The following is a 19602-nucleotide window of genomic DNA, read 5'->3' as shown; positions in this document are numbered from 1 at the left end:
CTAAGGCGAATGTCAAAGAATATGACGGCAAGTGCAACGGGAATGAACAAGCAGGTGGTGACCCGTTTCGCCCCGTCGCCCACGGGATACCTGCATATTGGCGGCGCCCGCACCGCGCTGTTCAACTGGCTGTTCGCGCGTCACCATGGCGGCAAGTTCCTGCTGCGCGTCGAGGATACCGATCGTGCGCGTTCGACCGAGGCGGCCGTGGCCGCGATCTTCGACGGCCTCGAATGGTTGGGCCTGGCCGGTGACGAGCCGGCCGTGTTCCAGTTCGAACGCACCCCCCGCCATGCCGAGGTCGCCAGCCAGCTGCTCGATGCCGGCCATGCCTATAAATGCTACGCGACGCCCGAGGAGCTGGCATCCTTGCGCGAACAGCAGCGCGCGGCCAGGCAGCCGATGCGCTATGACGGTCGCTGGCGCGATCGCGATCCGGCCGAAGCGCCCGAAGGCGCGCCCTTCGTCATCCGCATCAAGGCGCCGCGCGACGGCGAAACGGTGATCGAGGATGCGGTGCAGGGCCGCGTCGTCGTCCAGAATGCGGAACTGGACGACATGATCCTGCTGCGGTCGGATGGCACCCCCACCTATATGCTCGCCGTCGTGGTCGACGATCATGACATGGGCGTGACGCACGTCATCCGGGGCGACGACCATCTCAACAACGCCTTCCGCCAGTTGACGATCATCAAGGCCATGGGCTGGGACGAGCCGGTCTACGCCCATATCCCCCTGATCCACGGATCGGACGGTGCGAAACTGTCCAAGCGCCACGGCGCGCTGGGTGTCGATGCCTATCGCGACGAAATGGGGATGCTGCCCGAAGCGGTGCTGAACTATCTGCTGCGCTTGGGCTGGGGACATGGCGACGAGGAGATCATCTCGATCGCCCGCGCGATCGACCTGTTCGACATCGGCGGCGTCGGCCGATCGCCGTCGCGCTTTGACATCAAGAAGCTGGAAAATCTCAACGGCCATTATCTGCGCGAAGCGGATGATTCGCGGCTGGCCGGGCTGGTCGCGCCGCGGGTCGAGGCGCGGCTCGGAAAGGTTTTGAGCGAAAACCAGTTGGGCATTTTGACCCAGGCGATGCCTTCGCTGAAGCCGCGGGCCAAAACCCTTAATGAAATTGCGGAGGGAGCAGAATTTCTGTTCAAAAATTGCCCGCTCGATTTTGACGAAAAGGCAATTGCTCTGCTAGACGACTCCGCGCGCGCGCTGCTGACCAAGACAGCCGACGCTCTCCAGCCCGTCCAGTCCTGGACGGTTGAAGCGATCGAAGAAGCGATACGCCGCGTGGCGGAGGATGCTGGCCTGGGCCTCGGCAAGGTGGCGCAACCGCTGCGTGCGGCGCTCACCGGCCGCACGGTCTCGCCGGGTATTTTCGATGTCCTCTTCCTTCTGGGGAAAGAGGAGAGCTTGGAACGGCTGGCCGGTGCAGGGCACGCAACGGCTGGTTGATGGCACTCAAGGAGAAAAACATGTCGGATAATAAAGCCAATTTGACCATTGGGGGAGCGAGCAACGACTATGCCATCATGGATGGCACCGTTGGGCCGCAGGTCATCGACGTTCGCAAGCTCTACGCCCAGACCGGCATGTTCACCTATGACCCGGGCTTCACCTCGACCGCCAGCTGCGAATCCGGCCTGACCTATATCGACGGCGACGAAGGCGTCCTGCTGCATCGCGGCTATCCGATCGGCCAGCTCGCCGAACAGTCCAGCTTCATGGAAGTCAGCTACCTGCTGCTGAACGGCGAACTGCCCTCCAAGCAGGAACTGGACGACTTCACCCGCACGATCACGCGCCACACGATGGTGCATGAACAGCTGACCACCTTCTATCGCGGCTTCCGTCGCGACGCGCATCCGATGGCGATCATGTGCGGCGTCGTCGGCGCGCTGTCGGCCTTCTATCACGATTCCACCGACATCAACGATCCGTTGCAGCGCAAGATCGCCAGCCACCGCCTGATCGCCAAGATGCCGACCATTGCGGCGATGGCGTATAAATATTCGGTGGGTCAGCCCTTCGTCTATCCGCGCAACGACCTCAGCTACACCGCCAATTTCCTGCGCATGACTTTCTCGGTCCCCGCCGAGGAATATGAGCCCGATCCGGTGATCGTGGACGCGATGGACAAGATCTTCATCCTCCACGCGGACCATGAGCAGAACGCCTCGACCTCGACCGTCCGCCTTGCCGGTTCGTCGGGCGCCAATCCGTTCGCCTGCATCGCGGCCGGCATCGCTTGCCTCTGGGGTCCGGCCCATGGCGGCGCGAACGAAGCCGCGCTCAACATGCTGCGCGAAATCGGCACCGTCGATCGCATCCCGGAATATATCGCCCGCGCCAAGAACAAGGACGACCCGTTCCGCCTGATGGGCTTCGGGCACCGCGTCTACAAGAATTACGACCCGCGCGCGACCGTCATGCAGAAGACCGCGAAGGACGTTCTGGAAAAGCTCGGCGTCAACGATCCGATCTTCGATGTGGCGAAGGAACTGGAACAGATCGCGCTCAACGATCCCTATTTCGTCGAAAAGAAGCTCTACCCGAATGTCGACTTCTATTCGGGCGTGATCCTCTCGGCCATCGGCTTCCCGACCGAAATGTTCACCGTGCTTTTCGCCCTGGCCCGCACCGTGGGCTGGGTCGCGCAGTGGAACGAGATGATTTCGGATCCGGCGCAGAAGATTGGCCGTCCGCGTCAGCTCTACACCGGCCCGACGCAGCGCGACTATGTTTCGGTCGACAAGCGCTGATCTACGAGACCAGCATTGGAAAGAAGAGCGGCGCCCTCCCAAGGGGCGCCGTTTTCCGTTTCCGCTCCGTTAAGCGGGGCGTGACCGGCGAGCCGAAGGAAGGCTGCTATTCCATCGCCGGCAACGACAGGATGAAGCGCGCGCCTTCGCCCGGCTCGCCGTCGATGTGGATGTCGCCGCCCATCGCGCGCGCAAGCCGCCGCGAAATATAGAGGCCAAGCCCGCTACCGCCCGCATCATCGCGGCCGAGCCGCTCGAACTTGTCGAAAATGCGTTCGCGATCGGCCATGGCGATGCCCGGCCCCTGGTCGATCACCATGATGCACGCTTCGCCATGCTGCTGTTCGGTCACGATCCGCACCAGACTGCCCTCCGGCGCATAGCGCAGGGCGTTGCCGACCAGATTGACCAGTATCTGAAGTACGCGCCGAAATTCGCCGATCGCGTTGACGGCGCAGTCGGTCTCCGGCGCGACTATGGCGATCCCGCGGTCGAGCGCCTTGACCCCCAGCAACCCGGCGGCGCGACGGCCCAGATCGGCCAGGTCGACCTCTTCGGCGACGACGCTGAAATCGGGACGATCGATCGCCTGAAGGTCGGCCAGATCGTCGACCAGCGCCATCAGGTGACGCCCAGCCGAAGCGATGTCCTGCGCATAATCCGCATAATCCGGGCGCAGCGGCCCTTCCATCTGGGCGCCGATCGTGTCGGCATTGGCGATGATCCTGCCCAGCGGCTGACGCAGCGACCGGTCGAGCCGCTTGCTGAAATCGGCGGGATAGAGGCTGATGGCGGGGTCGGCCCGGAACGGCGCGACCACAATATGCTCCATCGGCAAGGCAGCGCCCCGATAGCCGATCAGTTGCCCCGCCATGTCGAACAGCGGAAACCCCGAAAGGCGGAACAATCGGTCGCCATTGCCGACCAGCGCGGCGATCTGGCCGCTAAAGGCGCGCCGCTGCGTCAGGCCGCGCAGCATCGCCATATCGCCTTCCTCGTCGGGCTTAAGGTCGAAATAGCCGGAAAAGCGCGTGCCGGGCACCGGCGCATCGGGCGGCAGCGCGCCTTGCCGGTCATCGCCGGCCAGCGTCATCTGAAAACGCAGTTGCGTGTCGATTTGCCAGATCCAGCCGTCGGCAAGAGCGGCAATGTCGGAATCGCGCGCCGCCAGATCGGGCGACAGCGTCGCGGCCGGACGCTCATGCCAGTCGATGATGGCCAGATGCACGGCCTCGCCCTCCGGCCGCGCGCGCACCCACATGTCGATGTCGCCCCGCTCCGCCGCTGCGACCACAGGCCGGGACACGGTCACGCCCAGCCGCCGCGACAGGCGCGCCACCGCCGCGATCTGGGGCAGCGCGATCGGCGTGCCGAGATCACCGCCCGCTTCGCGCTGCAACGCGAGCAGAGGTCCGTCCGCGCTCAACAGGCAACCGTCGGGGGCCAGCGCAGCCCGAAGCACGCCGGGATGGGCGGGACTGTTCACGCGGCCCTGACGCTGAGAAGATGGTCGAGCTTCGCCCGGAAGGATGCGGGCGTGCGCAGGGCGGCGACCATTGCGTCGGCCTGCGCTTCGTCCAATTTCTGATAGCGTTCGGCTTCCACGATCACCATCGTGTCGGTCAGCCAGGGACGCACCGGCCGCAGCGTCAGCAGCAGATGGCGATAGTCTCCGTCCGACCCACCCAAGGAGCGGCACAACGCCGCGAGTTGCGGCAAGGGCGCCATCACCAATATGTCCACCACCTGGATCATGGTCAGGCGCAGGCGTCGGGCGGCCAGCGCCGCAAACAGCAGAAAACGCCGTCCGCCCAGCGCCGTGCCCAGCAAGTCCGGCGCATCGGCCCGCTCCTCCATCCGCCGGACCAGGCGCTCCGCCTCCATCAGCGGGCTGACGCTTTCATCATGATCGGCCAGCACCGCCCATCCGGCGCGCTCGAACGCCGCCAACATCACGTCGGCGCGATCGGGCGCGGCGCGGCGCACCACCTCCGCCAGGCAGGCGGAACTGGTCCACACCATTTCCGTGAAAAATTCCCTGGGCACGTCCGGGCGCATCGGCCAGTCTTCGCCACCCCGCGTCATCCAACGGCTTTCCGCCAAGGCCAGAGCAGCCAGGGCGTCGCCGGGCGCCGGGTCTACCGCCTGACCATCCGCCTCGACCGGCTCGCCGATGTCCGCGTCTCTCTGTCCCAACTGCCGCAGCATCAGGCTGACCGCGCCGCGTAGCCGCATATGCGCCAGCAGCGCAGGGCTGAGCAGCGCCGGCTGGTCGCAGATCATCCGCCAGCAAAGCGGATCGGGTGAAAGCGCCAATATCCCGGCAATCTCGGGAAACTGATCGAGCGCGACACGCAGCGCGGTTTCGATCGCGGTCAGGCATCCGCCCAGATGCCGCCTTGTCTCGGCGATCAACGCATCATGATGCGGCTGCGCGGCGGGAAAGAGGAATGCAAGGTCGATGGCGTGCGCAACCGGCATGGCGGACATGCCCGCCATGACTCGCGCCATAGGCCAGCTGTCCGCCACGGTCGATCCGGCAAGGGACAAATGGGCGCTCATGCGGTGCAGCATAATCCCACGTCGTTAAAATGCACTAAACCTTGGGATCGAATTCGGACGATCGACGCAGCAGGATCATCGCACCCATGGACAGGATCGCGCCCAGCGTGGCGACCCGGAAACCATCGTCCAGCAGGCCGACGGCGCCGGTCAGGATCAGCAGCAGCAGGGCAGTACCGGGGGTCAGGATCATCCACGGCCTGGCATGGCCCGTCAGGCGCCACCGATCCGCGACCATGATGATGCCCAGCAGCAGGGCCAGGTCCATCGCTTCCGTGCTGCTGCCGGCCACGATCAACGCCGCCAGGGCCATCAGGGGCGTGACGAAGGCCAGCCATTTCCGTGGCGGCGCCCGCAGCGCGAGTTCATCGAGCCGATCGGCGGTTTCCGCCAGCAACAGCGCGACCAGCAGCAACGCGAAGCTCGTCAGGGTCCAGCCCAGTTCTACCGGCACCAGCGCGATCGCGCCCAGCGTCATGGCGCCGATCCGCACCTGCGTAGCGGGCACCTGCATCCGCATCAGCGCCGGGCCGACCATCCGTGCGAGCGGCGCCAGCAGGAAATGCTCGATGCCACCACGCGCCACACCCCTTGCCGCACCCGCCGATGTCACGGCCTGCGCGACCAGATCGGCCTGCTCCTGGCTTTCGACCAGCGCGACCCGCCCTTCCAGCAGATCATCCTGCGGCACGGTGACGCGACGGGCGCCATCCTGCACGGCGGCACGCACCAGCGTCAGCGCCAGATCCCAGTCGCCGATCATGTCGAGCGTGCCGAACAGCAAGGACGGGCTTAGGCGGGCGATGCCGGCCCAGCGCTGCCCCGCGTCGATTCGCTCGAACGGCGCGCTGGCCCGGCTGTCGTCCGTGACGAGCAGCATGTTGCCATCGGCCGCGCCAAGACTGTCGACATGGGCCTGCGCGATGATCGCCCCGTCGGCCATCAGCAACACGTCCGAATCACGGGGGGCGTCGCGGACCATCGTCACCATGTCGCGAATCAGGGAAACGGCGATGCCGTCGGCGCTCAGCCGGTCGACCGCCTGCGACAAGGCGGGCGTGATGACGCTGACCATGATCAAAATGCGGTCGGCGCCCGCCCGGATCGCCTGTCGCGCCTGATATTCGACCAGCGTCTGGCCCGCGAAATGCAGGCTCGCGCGGAGACCGGCCGGCAAATCGACCGTCATCCTGCTGGCGCTCAGAATAGCCGCAAAGCTCATATTGTTACGCGATCGACCCGTTCATGATGTGGCCGACCTTTTCGCAAGGTGGACGGCAGGACGCAAGCAGCCCGTGCGCCCTGGTGCTGCTAGTCCTGTTCCAGCGCAGCCAGCGCCGCGCTCAGCCGCCGCAACACCCTTGGATCGCCCGGCGCGGCATCGGCGGCTTCATCGGCCAGCGCCATCAGCGATGTCAGGCCAAAGCTGGCCGCCAGTCCCTTGAGCCGCCAGGCGGCAAGATGCCAGTTCGCATCACAGCGCGCCCGACCGAGCAGGTCGATCTGGCGTGCGGCGCTTTCCATGAAGGCGACACGCAGGTCGGCAATCAATATGTGATCGTCGCCGACGGCGGCGGCCAGGGCGGCGTCAAGGGCGCCAGGATCATAGGACATGGCGACCAACGCTATCGGGCTTGCGTTAAGTTTTGGTAACGAGGCATTTGCCTTCGCGGAAAAGATGCTAGGATGGCCGCATGACAGGGGGCAGCACAATCGTCGAGTTCTGGCGCGACGAACGCATCGCGACGAACAATCCAGCGCAGGCGGACGATATCTTGCATTTGAAACAACCCGTTCTCGACCTCGACGAGGATGATTCGAGCGCCGGCATCACGGAAAACTGGGTGAAGCGCATACGCATGGTCCTGGGTCTGGTCGCCCTTGCATGGATGGCGTTCACCCTCTGGGCCTTGATCGTTTCGGGCGACCTGCGTGACGGCCCGGCCGCCTGGCCCGGCGCGGTCGCAACCCTGGCCGTTCCCCTGATTCTGCTCGGCACCCTTTACCTGCTGCTGATGCGCAGCAGCCGGTCGGAATCGCGCCGCTATCTGGATACCGCCAGGGCGCTCAGGATTGAAGCCGACCTGCTGGAAATGCGCCTCAGCCGCATCACCGCGCAGTTGGAGGCGGCGCGCCAGACGATGCAGGACCAGGCCGAGTTGCTGGACAGTTATGGCGCGGCCGCCAGCAGTAATATGGAAGCGTCGGCGGAACTGATCGCCGGCCGCGCGCAGACGACTGCGGATCGCGCCGAAGCCGCCGAGCGGGCAGGTGTCGCACTGGTTTCGCGCATGGACGCGCTGATCGCCGCCATTCCCGAACTGGAAGACCGCACCGGCCGCATGGCTGCGCAGATCATGGACAATGGCCATGCCCTGGCCGAACGCATCGACACGCTGGAAGCGCGGCTGCACGCGCTTACCGAAGTATCGGACGAGGCGCGCGCGCGCACGCTGGCGGCAACCAAGAGCCTTGCCAGCCAGTTGGGCCACTTGCAGGAGGCGACCCGCGCTGCGTCCGACGAAGTCACTGGCATGGCGGACATCGCCGCCGGTCGGATAGAAGCCACCGCGCTCGGCGCACGGCAGGCTATGGATCGCAGCCGTCAGGATCTGGAAGCCCATTCCTCCGCGCTCGCCGCATTGATCGAGGCGGCCCAGGCCGGCGTGACCAGCACCAGCGACACGGTCCGCGCGGCGCTGCTCCGCGATCTGGATGCCGCGCAGGGTCAGATGGACGCGCGCCTGGACCGGTTGCTGGGGACGGTGCGGGAAACGATGGCCAGCACCGACGACGGCCTGTCGCGCCGTGCCGATACGCTCCAGGCGCTGGTCGCGGCGGCGCAGGCCGGGATCGGCCGGACCAGCGATGAACTGACCAGCCGGCTCGCGCAGGACATGGACGCAATCGAAGCCGATTTGCGCCGCCGTCTCGATGCGGCGCTGAACCAGGCGGAAGAAGCTCTTGCCCTGACCGACGGACGCCTCGGCAGCCAGTCCGAAGCGCTCGAACAGATTATCGCCCGCTCGCGCGCGCATCTGGACTCGATCGGGACCGATACGGTGGCCGGCCTGTCCGACACGATCGCCGACGTAGAAAGCCGCCTGCACCAGATCAATGATCTGATGGAGGGCCAGCGCGCCTTGATATCCGGCCTGCACGGCGGCCTGCTCGACACGGTGTCGGCGACCGAGGATCGCTTCGCCGCACTGGAAGACAGCGCCTTGGCGCGCAGCGAGCACCTGACCCAGGCGCTGTCGCGACTGGCGGCCGAAACGCAGCGCATCGACAATGCCTTGGCCGCCGGCGGCATGACGGCGGAAAAGCTGATCGGCAGCGCGGAAACATTGCTGGTCGCCCTGGATTCGAGCGTTCGCGAACTGGACGAGACCTATCCCGCCGCGCTCGATCGCTTCGACGGCCGTCTGGAGCAGAGCCGGGCCTTACTCGGCAGCGCCACGCCCGAAATGGAGCATCTCGAAGCGATTTCGCAGGCCCTGGTCGGCCGCGCCGAGGAAGCGGAATCCATGCTGCGCGGCCAGGGAAGCCGCCTGACCGAATGGCTCGAAAGCACGCAGGGCGGGCTGGAGGCCAATCGCGAACTGGTCGACCGGCTGCGCGCAGCGCTCGACGCCGCACATCAGGACGCGAGCCGCATCACGGAGGGCGCCGGCCCGCTGCTGGTGACAGCTCTGCTGCGCGTCAAGGACACCGCCGAACAGGCTGCTGAGCGGGCGCGCCAGGCACTGGGCCGCGCCATTCCCGACGCTGCCCGGCAACTGGCCGACGCCAGCGAACAGGCGATGCAGGCGGCGATCGGCGAGACGACGACGGCCCAGATCGAGCAGGTCGCCCGCGTGGCCGAGGAGGCGGTCAAGGCCGCCCATCAGGCTTCCGAACGGCTGACGCGCCAGTTGCTGACCATTGCCGATACCAGCGCGAGCCTGGAGCAGCGGATCGAGCAGGCGCAACAGGCATCGGAGGATCGCGATCGGGACCATTTCGCCCGCCGCTCCGCCCTGCTGATCGAATCGCTCAACAGCACCGCCATCGACGTCGCCAAGATCCTGTCCAACGACGTCACCGACTCGGCATGGTCCGCTTATCTCAAGGGCGACCGGGGCGTGTTCACCCGCCGCGCCGTCAAGCTGCTCGATGCCGGCGAATCACGGGAAATCGCGCTTCATTATGACAATGACGCCGAATTTCGCGATCATGTGAACCGCTATATCCATGATTTCGAGGCGATGTTGCGGATCATCCTGTCGGCGCGGGATGGCAATGCGCTGGGCGTTGCCATCCTCTCGTCCGACATGGGCAAGCTCTATGTCGCGCTGGCCCAGGCGATCGAGCGACTGCGGCAGTAACGCGCCCGTCGCTCAGCCGATAGCCTTGCGGAAAAAGACGACACGTTCGGTTTCAGCGAAGCCAAGTGCAGCATGGAAGGCGTGGCTGGATTCATGCGCGATGTCGGCGTCGGACGCCATTTCCGTGCAGCCATGCGTCTGTCCCCACGCCTTGGCGGCATCGGCCAGCGCACGGCCGATCCCGCCTCGACGCATCGACGGTTCGACGAAGATCCCCTCCAGGAAAAGGACCGGACTGCTTTCGCATCCGTTGACATAATCATGCCGCAGCGCTGCTTCGGCAAAACCGATGACGTCCCCTTGCTGGTCCAGTGCCAGGAACGCGGCCTGCGCGTCCTTGCCCTTCAACTGGGCGAGAATATCGTCGCGATGCTCGGAAAGTGATGCGTCAGGCCAAAGTTCGGCGCGCATCAACGCCCAGCGCTCGACATGGGACGGACCTGCAGGAACAATGCGGACCGTGGCGTCGCTCATCAGGATGCGCGATAGCCGGGTAGCATGTCGACGGTCAGCCAACCCTGGACATAATTGGCATAATAAAGCCCGAAAAGCAGCAATGACAGCAGGGTCGCGCGAAGGGCGACCCTGCCCGGCCGGAAATTGCTGGGCGCGCTGTCCGCCTGCCCCTTCAGCAGCACCTCCCCCGTTTCATCGGGCGTCCGAATGCCGAAAGGCAGCATGATGAAGGCGCTGACGACCCACATCAGGAAATAGATGGCAAAGATCGCGTACCAGTTCATGCCATCAGATTAAGCGCGGATCAGCAGAACGTCCACTACCGGTTTCTTGCCCGTCCAGCGGGTCGCGGTGCGACGCACGGCCAGGCGCACCCGCTCACGCAGCGCCTCCTCCTCCTGCGAGCCCTTCGGGACGACCGCCGCAGCTTCCTCCGCCGCCTCGGCCAGGAATGCCGCCTTGTCCTCCTCCACCGGAACGCCTTGCGTCCGCAGCGCGGGATCGCCGATCAGCTTGCCCTTGCGGTCGAGCGCCACAGCGACGCTGATCTGGCCATGGAGGCCCAGCTTGCGCCGCTCGTTCATGGTCGATCCGTCAGCGGGCAGGATGACGTCACCGTCCAGCACCAGCCGCCCGGTATCCTCGCGTCCGATAATCTCCGGCGCGCCGGGTGCAAGACGCAGCAGGTCGCCGTTGGACTGTACCGGCGCGTGGCGGATTCCGCTCGAAAGCCCCAGCCGCGCCTGTTCGGCCATATGGCGACGCTCGCCATGGACGGGCAACAGGATTTCGGGGCGAATCCAGCGATACATGGCTTCCAGTTCCGGTCGACCCGGATGGCCCGACACATGCACCTCCGCCTGGCGATCCGTCACCATCAGCACGCCGGCCGTCGCCAGCGCATTCTGGATGCGGCCGATCGCGATTTCGTTGCCGGGGATCTGCTTGGAGGAGAACACCACCAGGTCGCCCTCCGCCAGCTTGATCGGATGGCTGTCGAACGCGATGCGGGCCAAGGCCGCGCGCGCCTCGCCCTGCCCGCCCGTAGCGATGATCATCACCTCGTTGCGGGGCAGCGCCATCGCATCGTCCCAGTCGATCGTCGGCGGGAAATCCTTGAGATAGCCCGCGGCCTTCGCCGTGCTGATGATGCGGTCGAGCGAGCGCCCGGCGACGCACAGCTTGCGCCCGGTCGCCGCCGCGACCTCGCCCAGCGTCTGCACGCGCGCGGCGTTCGACGCAAAGGTCGTCACCAGCACACGGCCCTTGGCCCCGGTGATCGTCTGCATCAGCCCCTCGCGCACATCGCCTTCGGAACCGCTGGCCTTGTCATTGAAGACATTGGTGCTGTCGCATACCAGCGCCAGCACGCCAGCGTCGCCGATCTCGGTCAGTTCCTCCGGCGTCGACGGCTGCCCCAGCAAGGGCCGCTCATCCAGCTTCCAGTCTCCGGTATGGAAGATGCGGCCATAGGGCGTGTCGATCAGGACGGCATTGCCCTCCGGGATCGAGTGCGCCAGCGGCACGTAACGGAAACCGAACGGTCCGAGATGGAAGCTGCCCTCATTCTCGATGACGTTGAGCTGGACGTCCTTGGTCAGGCCTTCCTCTTCCAGCTTCAGCCGGATCAGCCCTGCAGTGAAGGGCGTCGCGTAAAGCGGCACGCCAAGGTCGGCGGCCAGATAGGGAATGGCGCCGATATGGTCTTCATGCCCGTGCGTCAGCACGATTCCGAGCAGGTCGTCGCGCCGCTCCTCGATGAAGCTGAGATCCGGCAGGATCAATTCCACGCCCGGATAGGCCGGGTCGGCAAAGGTCAGGCCAAGGTCGACCATCACCCATTTGCCCTGGCAACCGTAGAGATTCACGTTCATGCCGATCTCGCCCGACCCACCAAGGGCCAGGAAGAGCAGCTCATCCTTGGGTATCATTCTGTTTTCAAACTCCGTTCGTACAACAGCGCCAACCCCTGAATGGTCAGGTCCGGCGCGATCGCATCGAAAATATCGCTATTGTCATTGAAGAGGACCGCGAGGCCCCCCGTCGAAATCACCTTGGCAGGACGGCCGATCTCCGCGCGGATGCGCGCGACCAGACCTTCCATCATCGCCACATAGCCCCAGAAGACGCCGATTTGCATCGCATCGACGGTACTGCGCCCGATCACCGACCGGCTTTCGGGCGGCTCGATCGCGATCTTGGGCAGCTTCGCCGCAGCGGCGACCAGGGCGTCCAGCGACAGGTTGATGCCAGGCGCGATGATACCGCCCTTGTAGGCGCCGCTATAATCGACCACGTCGAATGTCGTCGCGGTGCCGAAATCGATGACGATCAGGTCATCCTGGTAGAGATGGTGGGCCGCGATGGCATTTACAACCCGGTCCGCCCCGACCGACGCCGGCTCGGCCACGTCCAGCTCGATGCCCCACTCCACCGGCGCCTGTCCGGCCACCAACGCCTCGGTCTTGAAATATTTGTCGGCCAGGACTTGGAGATTATGCAGCGCGCGCGGCACCACGGTCGCGATGATGACGGCATCGACATCCGTCATCGCATAGCCTTCCAGCTGAAGCAGTTGATGCAGCCAGACGGCATATTCGTCGGCGGTGCGGCGGGGATCCGTCGCGATGCGCCATCGCGCACGAATGTCCCGCCCTTCCAGCAAGGCGAAAACGACATTGGTATTGCCCGCGTCGATCGCGAGAAGCATTGGCTCCGCCCCTTCAGGTCAGAATGATGTCGCCGGCGTGAATGGCACGGCTCTGCCCATTCGCCAAGCGAAGGATCAGCATCCCCTGTCGATCAAGCGTGTCGAACGCCCCCTCCACGACCTCCCCGTCGGGCTGGATCACGCGCATCGGCGTGCCGCCTGGATGGGCATTGAGCAGCCAATGGGTCCGGACGGGTTCAAGCCCCTGCGCCCGCCAGATGGACAGCCAGTGGGCAAAAAGCTGCGCCAGCCGTTCGAGCAGCGGGCCGGCCTCCGCATCGACCGCGCCCTGATCGACCAGGCTGGTCACGGGACGGTCAAGCCCGGTCGGATAATGGGTGACGTTGATGCCGATGCCAATGACGATGGCGTCGCCGACCCTCTCCAGCAGGATGCCGGCGATCTTGGCGCCGTCGACCAATATGTCGTTAGGCCATTTGATCCGGGCCTGGCCCGCGCACAGCGGCGCGACCAGCGCATGGACGGCATTGGCGGCGACCAGCGCCAATGTGTGCGCCATCGGATCGCTCGCCACCGTCCGCACGAAGGTGGAGCAATAGAGATTGCCGGTCGGGCTTTCCCAGGCGCGGCCCATGCGCCCCCTGCCCCCGGTCTGGCGGCCGGCGCGCAGCCAGCCGCCTTCGGGCATTCCCTGCTCCGCCAACGCCAGCATGTCGGCGTTGGTGGAGCCGGTTTCCTCGACGAAGCGGAGGAAGGTCAGAAGAGCGACGCCGCAGCGGCGGCGCTCGCCTGATCCAATAGGGGGTTGAGCAGATAACCCAGCACGATCACGACGGCGCAGGCCGTCAGGATGACGTTCTCGACCGGGCCGCCCTTGGCTTCATACGGCGCCGCCGGCTCATCGAAATAGATCGTCTTGATGATCTTCAGATAATAGAAGGCGCCGATCACCGACATGGCGATACCGAACGCCGCCAGCAGCGTCAGGTTCGCTGCAACTGCGGCATCGAACACCAGGAACTTCGCCCAGAAGCCGAACAGCGGCGGGATACCGGCCATCGAGAACATGAAGATCGCGAAAGCGGCGGCGAGGCCCTTGCGCGAGCGCGACAGCCCCGCGAGGCTGGCGATCGTTTCGACCGGGCGTCCTTCGGCATCGCGCATCTGAAGGATGCAGGCGAAAGCGCCCACCGTCATCAGGACGTAGATCGCCATATAGCTCATGGTCGCAGCGACGCCGGCCGGCGTCCCGGCGGCCAGGCCGATCAGCGCGAAGCCGACATTGTTGATCGACGAATAGGCCATCAGCCGCTTGATATTGGTCTGGCCGATGGCCGCGACGGCACCGAACAGGATCGAAGCGAGCGCCACGAAGATCACGATCTGCTGCCAGTCCAGCCCCGCCGGACCCAGCGCCTCGATCGCGACGCGAACGGTCAGCGCAATGGCGGCCACCTTCGGCGCACTGCCGAAGAAGGCCGTGACCGGGGTCGGTGCGCCTTCATAGACGTCGGGCGTCCACATATGGAACGGCACCGCGCTGATCTTGAACGCCAGGCCGCAGAGCAGGAAGACCATGCCGAACAGCTCGCCATTCGACAGGCCGTCACCCATCGCGACCGCAATGCCGTCAAACGATGTCGTACCGGTGAAGCCGTAGAGCAGCGCCGAACCGTAGAGAAGAATGCCGCTCGCGAGCGAACCCAGCACGAAATATTTGAGGCCGGCTTCCGAAGAACGCTCGTCCTGCCGCATGAAGCTGGCCAGCACATAGGAGGCGAGGCTGTTCATCTCCAAGCCGACATAGAGGGTCAGCAGGTCGCCCGCCGACACCATCATGCCCATGCCGATAGCCGCGAAGAGGATCAGCACCGGATATTCGGGGCGCGGATGCCCCCCGACCGAGAAGAAGCGCGGCGCGAGCAGGATGGCTGCGGCCGCTGCGCCATAGATCAGAGCCTTGGCGAACACGGAAAAAGCGTCGGCGCGGACCAGCCCGTCAAAGGCATCCGGGCCATGCGCCAGCGAACAGGAGAGGCCCGCCCCTGCCGCGATCAGCGTCAGCACCGACAGCCAGTTGACGACACGGGCCGAGCCGTCGCCGGCATAGGCCGCGACGAGCATCAGGATGAGCCCGCCCGCCGTCAGGATGAGTTCCGGCAGGACTGCCAGAAGGGAAGCGGAATCAATCATCAGTGCGCCTCCCCCGACGCTTTTTCATGAGACATTGCAGGTGCTTCTTCATGGTGGGCCTCGCCTTGCGGCTTGGGCGCACCCATGGTGATCTTCGAATCTCCCGCAGGGGCCGCGGGAGCGAGGCGCGCTTCGAGCGCACGGATGTCGGATCGCATGGGCGCCAGGAAGCTCTCCGGATAGACGCCCATCCACAGGACTGCGGCGGCGATCGGCGCGAGCAGCCAGATTTCGCGAACCGACAGGTCAGGCATCGCGGCGGCATCGGCGTTGACCTGCGTGCCATAGCAGATGCGGCGGTAGAGGTAGAGCATATAGGCCGCGCCCAGGATGATGCCCGTCGTACAGACCAGCGCCACCCAGCTCGACGCCTGGTAGATGCCCATCAGCGCCAGGAATTCGCCGACGAAGTTGGAGGTGCCGGGCAGACCGACCGATGCCATGGTGAACAGCATGAACAGCACCGCATATTTGGGCATGTTGATGCTCAGGCCGCCATAGCGGGCGATTTCGCGCGTGTGGAGGCGATCATAGATCACGCCCACGCACAGGAAGAGCGCGCCCGAGACAAGGCCGTGGCCCAGCATGACCATCATCGCGCCCTCGATGCCCGCCTGGTTGAAAGCGAACAGGCCGACGGTGACGATCGCCATGTGCGCGACCGACGAATAGGCGATCAGCTTCTTCATGTCCGACTGAACGAGGGCAACGAGGCTGGTATAGACCACCGCGACCATCGACAGACCCCAGACCAGCGGCGCGAGCTGCGCCGAGGCTTCGGGGAACATCGGCAGCGAGAAGCGGATGAAGCCATAGCCGCCCATCTTCAGCAGCACGCCCGCCAGGATCACGGAACCCGCCGTCGGTGCCTGAACGTGCGCGTCGGGCAGCCAGGTGTGGACCGGCCACATCGGCATCTTCACCGCGAAGCTGGCGAAGAAGGCCAGCCACAGCCAGGTCTGGACATGCGGATCGAAATTATAGGCCATCAGCGCCGGAATTTCGGTCGTGCCCGCTTCATGCACCATCCACATCATCGCGATCAGCATCAGGACCGAGCCGAGCAGCGTGTAGAGGAAGAATTTGTAAGAAGCGTAGATGCGGTCCGCGCCACCCCAGATGCCGATGATCAGGTACATCGGGATCAGGCCGGCTTCGAACATAATGTAGAAGAGGTAGAGATCCTGCGCCGTGAAGACGCCGATCATCAGCACCTCCATGAACAGGAAGGCGGCCATATATTCGCCGACGCGCTTCTCGATCGCCTGCCAGCTGGCGCCGATGCAGATCGGCATCAGGAAGACGGTGAGCGCGATCAGCATCAGGGCGATGCCGTCGATGCCCAGCGCCCAGGCGAAACGGCCGAAGATCGGCGCATATTCCTGGAACTGCCACTGGGCCGCGCCGCCCGACTGATCGAAATTGACCCACAGGGCGATGCCCAGGACCAGATCGACCAGCGTCGCGGTCAGCGCGATCCAGCGCGCGCTGTTGGCGCTCGCGAACAGGCAGGCGATGGCGCCGGCCATCGGCACTGCCATCATCAGGGAAAGGATGGGGAAGCCGTCCATTATCGTGTCATCGCCCAGGTTGCAGCCGCGGCGAGCCCGATGAGCATCACCAGCGCATAGGTGTAGAGGTAGCCGGACTGAAGCCGACGGGTAACTTTGTTGCCCTGCACGACCAGAGCAGCCAGGCCATTCGGCCCGAAGCGGTCGATGAAGCCGACGTCACCGAACTTCCAGAAGAAGCGGCCGATGGCGAAGGCGGGCTTGACGAACAGGAAGTGATACAGCTCGTCGAAATACCACTTGTTCAGCAGGAACTGGTACAGCGCGCCGAAGGTGGCGACGAAGCGCTGCGGCCAGTCGGTGAACTTGATGTAGCTCAGCCAGGCAATGACCAGGCCGGTCAGCATCACCGTGAACGGACCGAACTTGACCCAGGTCGGCACTTCATGCGCGGCGTGCATCAGGTGGCTGTCGAACGCCAGGGCGTTCTTCCAGAATTCGATGCCCCCTTCCGAACCGATGAACTGGTCGTGGAAGAGGAAACCGGCGAAGACGGCACCCAGGCTCAGCACCACCAGCGGGGTGAGCATGACCCAGGGGCTTTCGTGCGGATGATAGCCCGCCGTGCCGGTCAGTTCCTGGCTGTGATGACCATGATCGTCATGCGCGTCAGCATGGACGTCATGGCCATGGCCGTCGCCTTCCTCGTCCGCCCCTTCATGATGGCCGTGGACGGCGTGCTGGATATGCTCCGAAGCGGCCCAGCGCGGCTTGCCGAAGAAGGTCAGGAAGACCAGGCGCCAGCTGTAGAAGCTGGTCAGCAGCGCGGCGAACACACCGACGAAGTATGCGCCGATGCCCGCACCGCCCGACGCATAGGCCGCTTCCAGGATGCCGTCCTTCGAGTAGAAGCCGGCGAAGCCGACGCCGACGAGCGGCAGGCCCACGCCGGTGATGGCCAGCGTGCCCAGGGTCATCGTCCAGAAGGTGATCGGGATCTCCTTCCGCAGCGCGCCATAGTAACGCATGTCCTGCTCATGGTGCATCGCATGGATGACCGAACCGGCGCCCAGGAACAGCAGCGCCTTGAAAAAGGCGTGGGTGAAGAGGTGGAACATCGCCGCGCCATAGGCGCCGACGCCGGCGGCAAAGAACATGTAGCCCAGCTGCGAGCAGGTCGAATAGGCAATGACGCGCTTGATGTCGTTCTGCACCGTGCCGACGGTCGCGGCGAACAGGCAGGTCGCGGCGCCGACATAGGTGACGACGGTCAGCGCCGTTTCCGACGTTTCGAACATGGGCGACAGGCGGCAGACCATGAACACGCCCGCGGTCACCATTGTGGCTGCATGGATCAGTGCCGACACCGGGGTCGGGCCTTCCATCGCATCCGGCAGCCAGGTGTGGAGGCCAAGCTGCGCCGACTTGCCCATCGCACCGATGAACAGCAGCAGGCAGAGCACGGTCATCGTGTCGAAGCGGTGGCCCAGGAAGCCGATGGTCGAACCGGCCATCGACGGCGCGGCGGCCAGGATTTCCGGAATCGAGATGGTGTTGAACACCAGATAGGTGCCGAAAATGCCCAGCATGAAGCCGAGGTCGCCGACGCGATTGACGACGAACGCCTTGATCGCGGCCGCGTTTGCGCTGGGCTTGCGGAACCAGAAGCCGATGAGCAGGTAGGACGCCAGGCCCACGCCTTCCCAGCCGAAGAACATCTGGAGCAGGTTGTTGGCCGTCACGAGCATCAGCATCGCGAAGGTGAAGAGCGACAGATAGGCGAAGAAGCGCGGCTGATCCGGCTCCTCGTCCATATAGCCCCAGCTATACAGGTGGACGAGGCTCGACACGCTGGTGATGACCACCAGCATGACGGCCGTCATCGTGTCGACGCGCAACGCCCACTGGGCATCAAAGCTGCCCGACTGGATCCAGGTGAAGACAGGCGCGACATAGGGTTCGGCGTGCCCGGTCAGGAAGCTGATGAAGATCGGCCAGCTCATTGCGCAGGAGGCAAAGAGCGCGCCGGTGGTGACGATCTTGGCCGGCAGCTTGCCAAGGGCCTTGTTGCCAAGGCCGGCGATGGCAGCAGCCAGCAGCGGGAGAAGGACGATAAGCTGGATCATGGGTAGCGGCTCAGCCCTTCATCCGGTTGACATCGTCGACGGCGATGGTGCCGCGACCACGGAAGTATATGACGAGGATGGCAAGACCGATGGCCGCCTCACCCGCCGCGACGGTCAGCACGAACATCGAGAAGACCTGCCCCACCAGATCGCCCAGGAAGGCGCTGAAGGCGACGAGGTTGATGTTCACGCTGAGCAGGATCAGTTCGATCGCCATCAGGATGATGATGACATTCTTGCGGTTGATGAAGATGCCCAGCACCCCCATCACGAAGAGGATGGCGCTGACCACCATATAATGTTGAAGGCCGATCACAGCTCCACCCCCTGCCCCACGGGCTGATTGATGTTGCGCACGGCGTCCTGCGGACGACGGCGGTTCTGTTTCGCGACATTCTGGCCACGGACGCCGCCACGGGCGCGGTGGGTCAGCACGATGGCGCCGATCATCGCGACCAGCAGGACGATGCCCGCCGCTTCGAACAGGAAGATGTAGCGGGTATAAAGAATGCCGCCGATCGCCTGAATGTTGCTGAGTTCGGGGTTTGCCGGCGCGGCGCGCTGCGCCAGCTCGATCGGACCCGCGCTCCACAGGCCGATGCCCAGCACGATTTCCGCCAGCAGCACCGCCGCGATCAGCAGGCCGAAGGGCAGGTAGCTGACGAAGCCCGCGCGCAGTTCGGCGAAGTCGATGTCGAGCATCATGACCACGAACAGGAACAGCACGGCGACCGCGCCGACATAGACGATGACGAGCAGCATCGCGATGAATTCGGCGCCGAGCAGGACCATCAGGCCGGCCGCGTTGAAGAAGGCCAGGATCAGCCAGAGAACCGAATGGACCGGGTTGCGCGACAATATCGTGAGCGCGCCGCTGCTCACCACCAGAATGGCGAACAGGTAGAAGGCGATAACGTGGATCACAGGATCATATTCCCCTTGATG

The 19602-nt window shown here is 64.8% G+C and carries 17 protein-coding genes; 3 read left to right on the top strand and 14 right to left on the bottom strand.

Annotated features, from left to right (window positions below; genetic code table 11):
• Positions 1-21: 21 nt before the first annotated feature.
• Both gltX and K3M67_RS05220 read left to right on the top strand, forming a co-directional pair.
• The gene (gene gltX, locus K3M67_RS05225; RefSeq protein WP_232313638.1) at positions 22-1464 is read left to right on the top strand and encodes a glutamate--tRNA ligase; all 1443 of its coding nucleotides are present in this window, start codon (positions 22-24) and stop codon (positions 1462-1464) included.
• 20 nt (positions 1465-1484) lie between these two features.
• Positions 1485-2771: a citrate synthase gene (locus tag K3M67_RS05220; RefSeq protein ID WP_066856234.1), complete on the top strand. Its 1287-nt coding sequence runs from the start codon at positions 1485-1487 to the stop codon at positions 2769-2771.
• A 106-nt stretch (positions 2772-2877) separates the two neighbouring features.
• Here the strand turns inward: K3M67_RS05220 and K3M67_RS05215 are convergent, their stop codons facing one another.
• The 4 genes from K3M67_RS05215 to K3M67_RS05200 form a co-directional block, all read right to left on the bottom strand.
• On the bottom strand, positions 2878-4257 hold the full coding sequence (locus K3M67_RS05215) for a sensor histidine kinase (RefSeq protein ID WP_285832475.1): 1380 nt from the start codon (positions 4255-4257) through the stop codon (positions 2878-2880).
• On the bottom strand, positions 4254-5333 hold the full coding sequence (locus tag K3M67_RS05210) for a DUF2336 domain-containing protein (RefSeq protein WP_285832474.1): 1080 nt from the start codon (positions 5331-5333) through the stop codon (positions 4254-4256). Before K3M67_RS05210 ends, K3M67_RS05215 begins: the two co-directional genes overlap by 4 nt.
• A gap of 34 nt (positions 5334-5367) precedes the next feature.
• Positions 5368-6555, bottom strand: a complete 1188-nt coding sequence (locus K3M67_RS05205; protein WP_066855603.1) for a hypothetical protein — start codon at positions 6553-6555, stop codon at positions 5368-5370.
• Positions 6556-6644: 89 nt separating this feature from the next.
• A complete protein-coding gene (locus tag K3M67_RS05200; RefSeq protein WP_066856240.1) occupies positions 6645-6947 on the bottom strand; it encodes a hypothetical protein in 303 nt (100 codons plus the stop codon).
• 80 nt (positions 6948-7027) lie between these two features.
• On the opposite strand from K3M67_RS05200, the gene K3M67_RS05195 reads away from it, so the two are divergent.
• A complete protein-coding gene (locus K3M67_RS05195; RefSeq protein ID WP_285832473.1) occupies positions 7028-9700 on the top strand; it encodes a coiled-coil domain-containing protein in 2673 nt (890 codons plus the stop codon).
• 12 nt (positions 9701-9712) lie between these two features.
• Here the strand turns inward: K3M67_RS05195 and aac(6') are convergent, their stop codons facing one another.
• The 10 genes from aac(6') to K3M67_RS05145 are packed head-to-tail and all read right to left on the bottom strand — an operon-like array spanning position 9713 to position 19581.
• The gene (aac(6'), locus tag K3M67_RS05190) at positions 9713-10174 is read right to left on the bottom strand and encodes an aminoglycoside 6'-N-acetyltransferase (RefSeq protein WP_285832472.1); all 462 of its coding nucleotides are present in this window, start codon (positions 10172-10174) and stop codon (positions 9713-9715) included.
• The gene (locus tag K3M67_RS05185; RefSeq protein ID WP_066855611.1) at positions 10174-10440 is read right to left on the bottom strand and encodes a DUF1467 family protein; all 267 of its coding nucleotides are present in this window, start codon (positions 10438-10440) and stop codon (positions 10174-10176) included. The genes aac(6') and K3M67_RS05185 overlap by 1 nt, the downstream gene beginning before the upstream one ends.
• 9 nt (positions 10441-10449) lie before the next feature.
• Positions 10450-12087 carry a ribonuclease J gene (locus K3M67_RS05180; protein WP_066855615.1) on the bottom strand — a complete coding sequence of 546 codons (1638 nt, stop codon included), beginning with the start codon at positions 12085-12087 and terminating at the stop codon, positions 10450-10452.
• The gene (locus tag K3M67_RS05175) at positions 12084-12866 is read right to left on the bottom strand and encodes a type III pantothenate kinase (RefSeq protein WP_066855618.1); all 783 of its coding nucleotides are present in this window, start codon (positions 12864-12866) and stop codon (positions 12084-12086) included. The genes K3M67_RS05180 and K3M67_RS05175 overlap by 4 nt, the downstream gene beginning before the upstream one ends.
• Before the next feature lie 13 nt (positions 12867-12879).
• Entirely contained in the window at positions 12880-13587 is a 708-nt protein-coding gene (locus K3M67_RS05170) for a biotin--[acetyl-CoA-carboxylase] ligase (protein WP_269747220.1), read from the bottom strand.
• On the bottom strand, positions 13584-15020 hold the full coding sequence (nuoN, locus tag K3M67_RS05165; RefSeq protein ID WP_066855624.1) for an NADH-quinone oxidoreductase subunit NuoN: 1437 nt from the start codon (positions 15018-15020) through the stop codon (positions 13584-13586). Before nuoN ends, K3M67_RS05170 begins: the two co-directional genes overlap by 4 nt.
• Entirely contained in the window at positions 15020-16591 is a 1572-nt protein-coding gene (locus K3M67_RS05160; protein WP_066855627.1) for an NADH-quinone oxidoreductase subunit M, read from the bottom strand. Before K3M67_RS05160 ends, nuoN begins: the two co-directional genes overlap by 1 nt.
• Positions 16591-18657, bottom strand: a complete 2067-nt coding sequence (gene nuoL, locus K3M67_RS05155; protein WP_066855630.1) for an NADH-quinone oxidoreductase subunit L — start codon at positions 18655-18657, stop codon at positions 16591-16593. Before nuoL ends, K3M67_RS05160 begins: the two co-directional genes overlap by 1 nt.
• A gap of 10 nt (positions 18658-18667) precedes the next feature.
• Entirely contained in the window at positions 18668-18973 is a 306-nt protein-coding gene (gene nuoK / locus K3M67_RS05150) for an NADH-quinone oxidoreductase subunit NuoK (protein ID WP_004211745.1), read from the bottom strand.
• On the bottom strand, positions 18970-19581 hold the full coding sequence (locus K3M67_RS05145; RefSeq protein ID WP_066855633.1) for an NADH-quinone oxidoreductase subunit J: 612 nt from the start codon (positions 19579-19581) through the stop codon (positions 18970-18972). The genes nuoK and K3M67_RS05145 overlap by 4 nt, the downstream gene beginning before the upstream one ends.
• Between the last annotated feature and the right edge of the window lie 21 nt (positions 19582-19602).

It is taken from the genome of Sphingobium sp. V4, assembly GCF_029590555.1.
In the GTDB taxonomy this organism is placed as follows: domain Bacteria; phylum Pseudomonadota; class Alphaproteobacteria; order Sphingomonadales; family Sphingomonadaceae; genus Sphingobium.
This window is presented reverse-complemented; position numbering and strand designations above follow the sequence as displayed.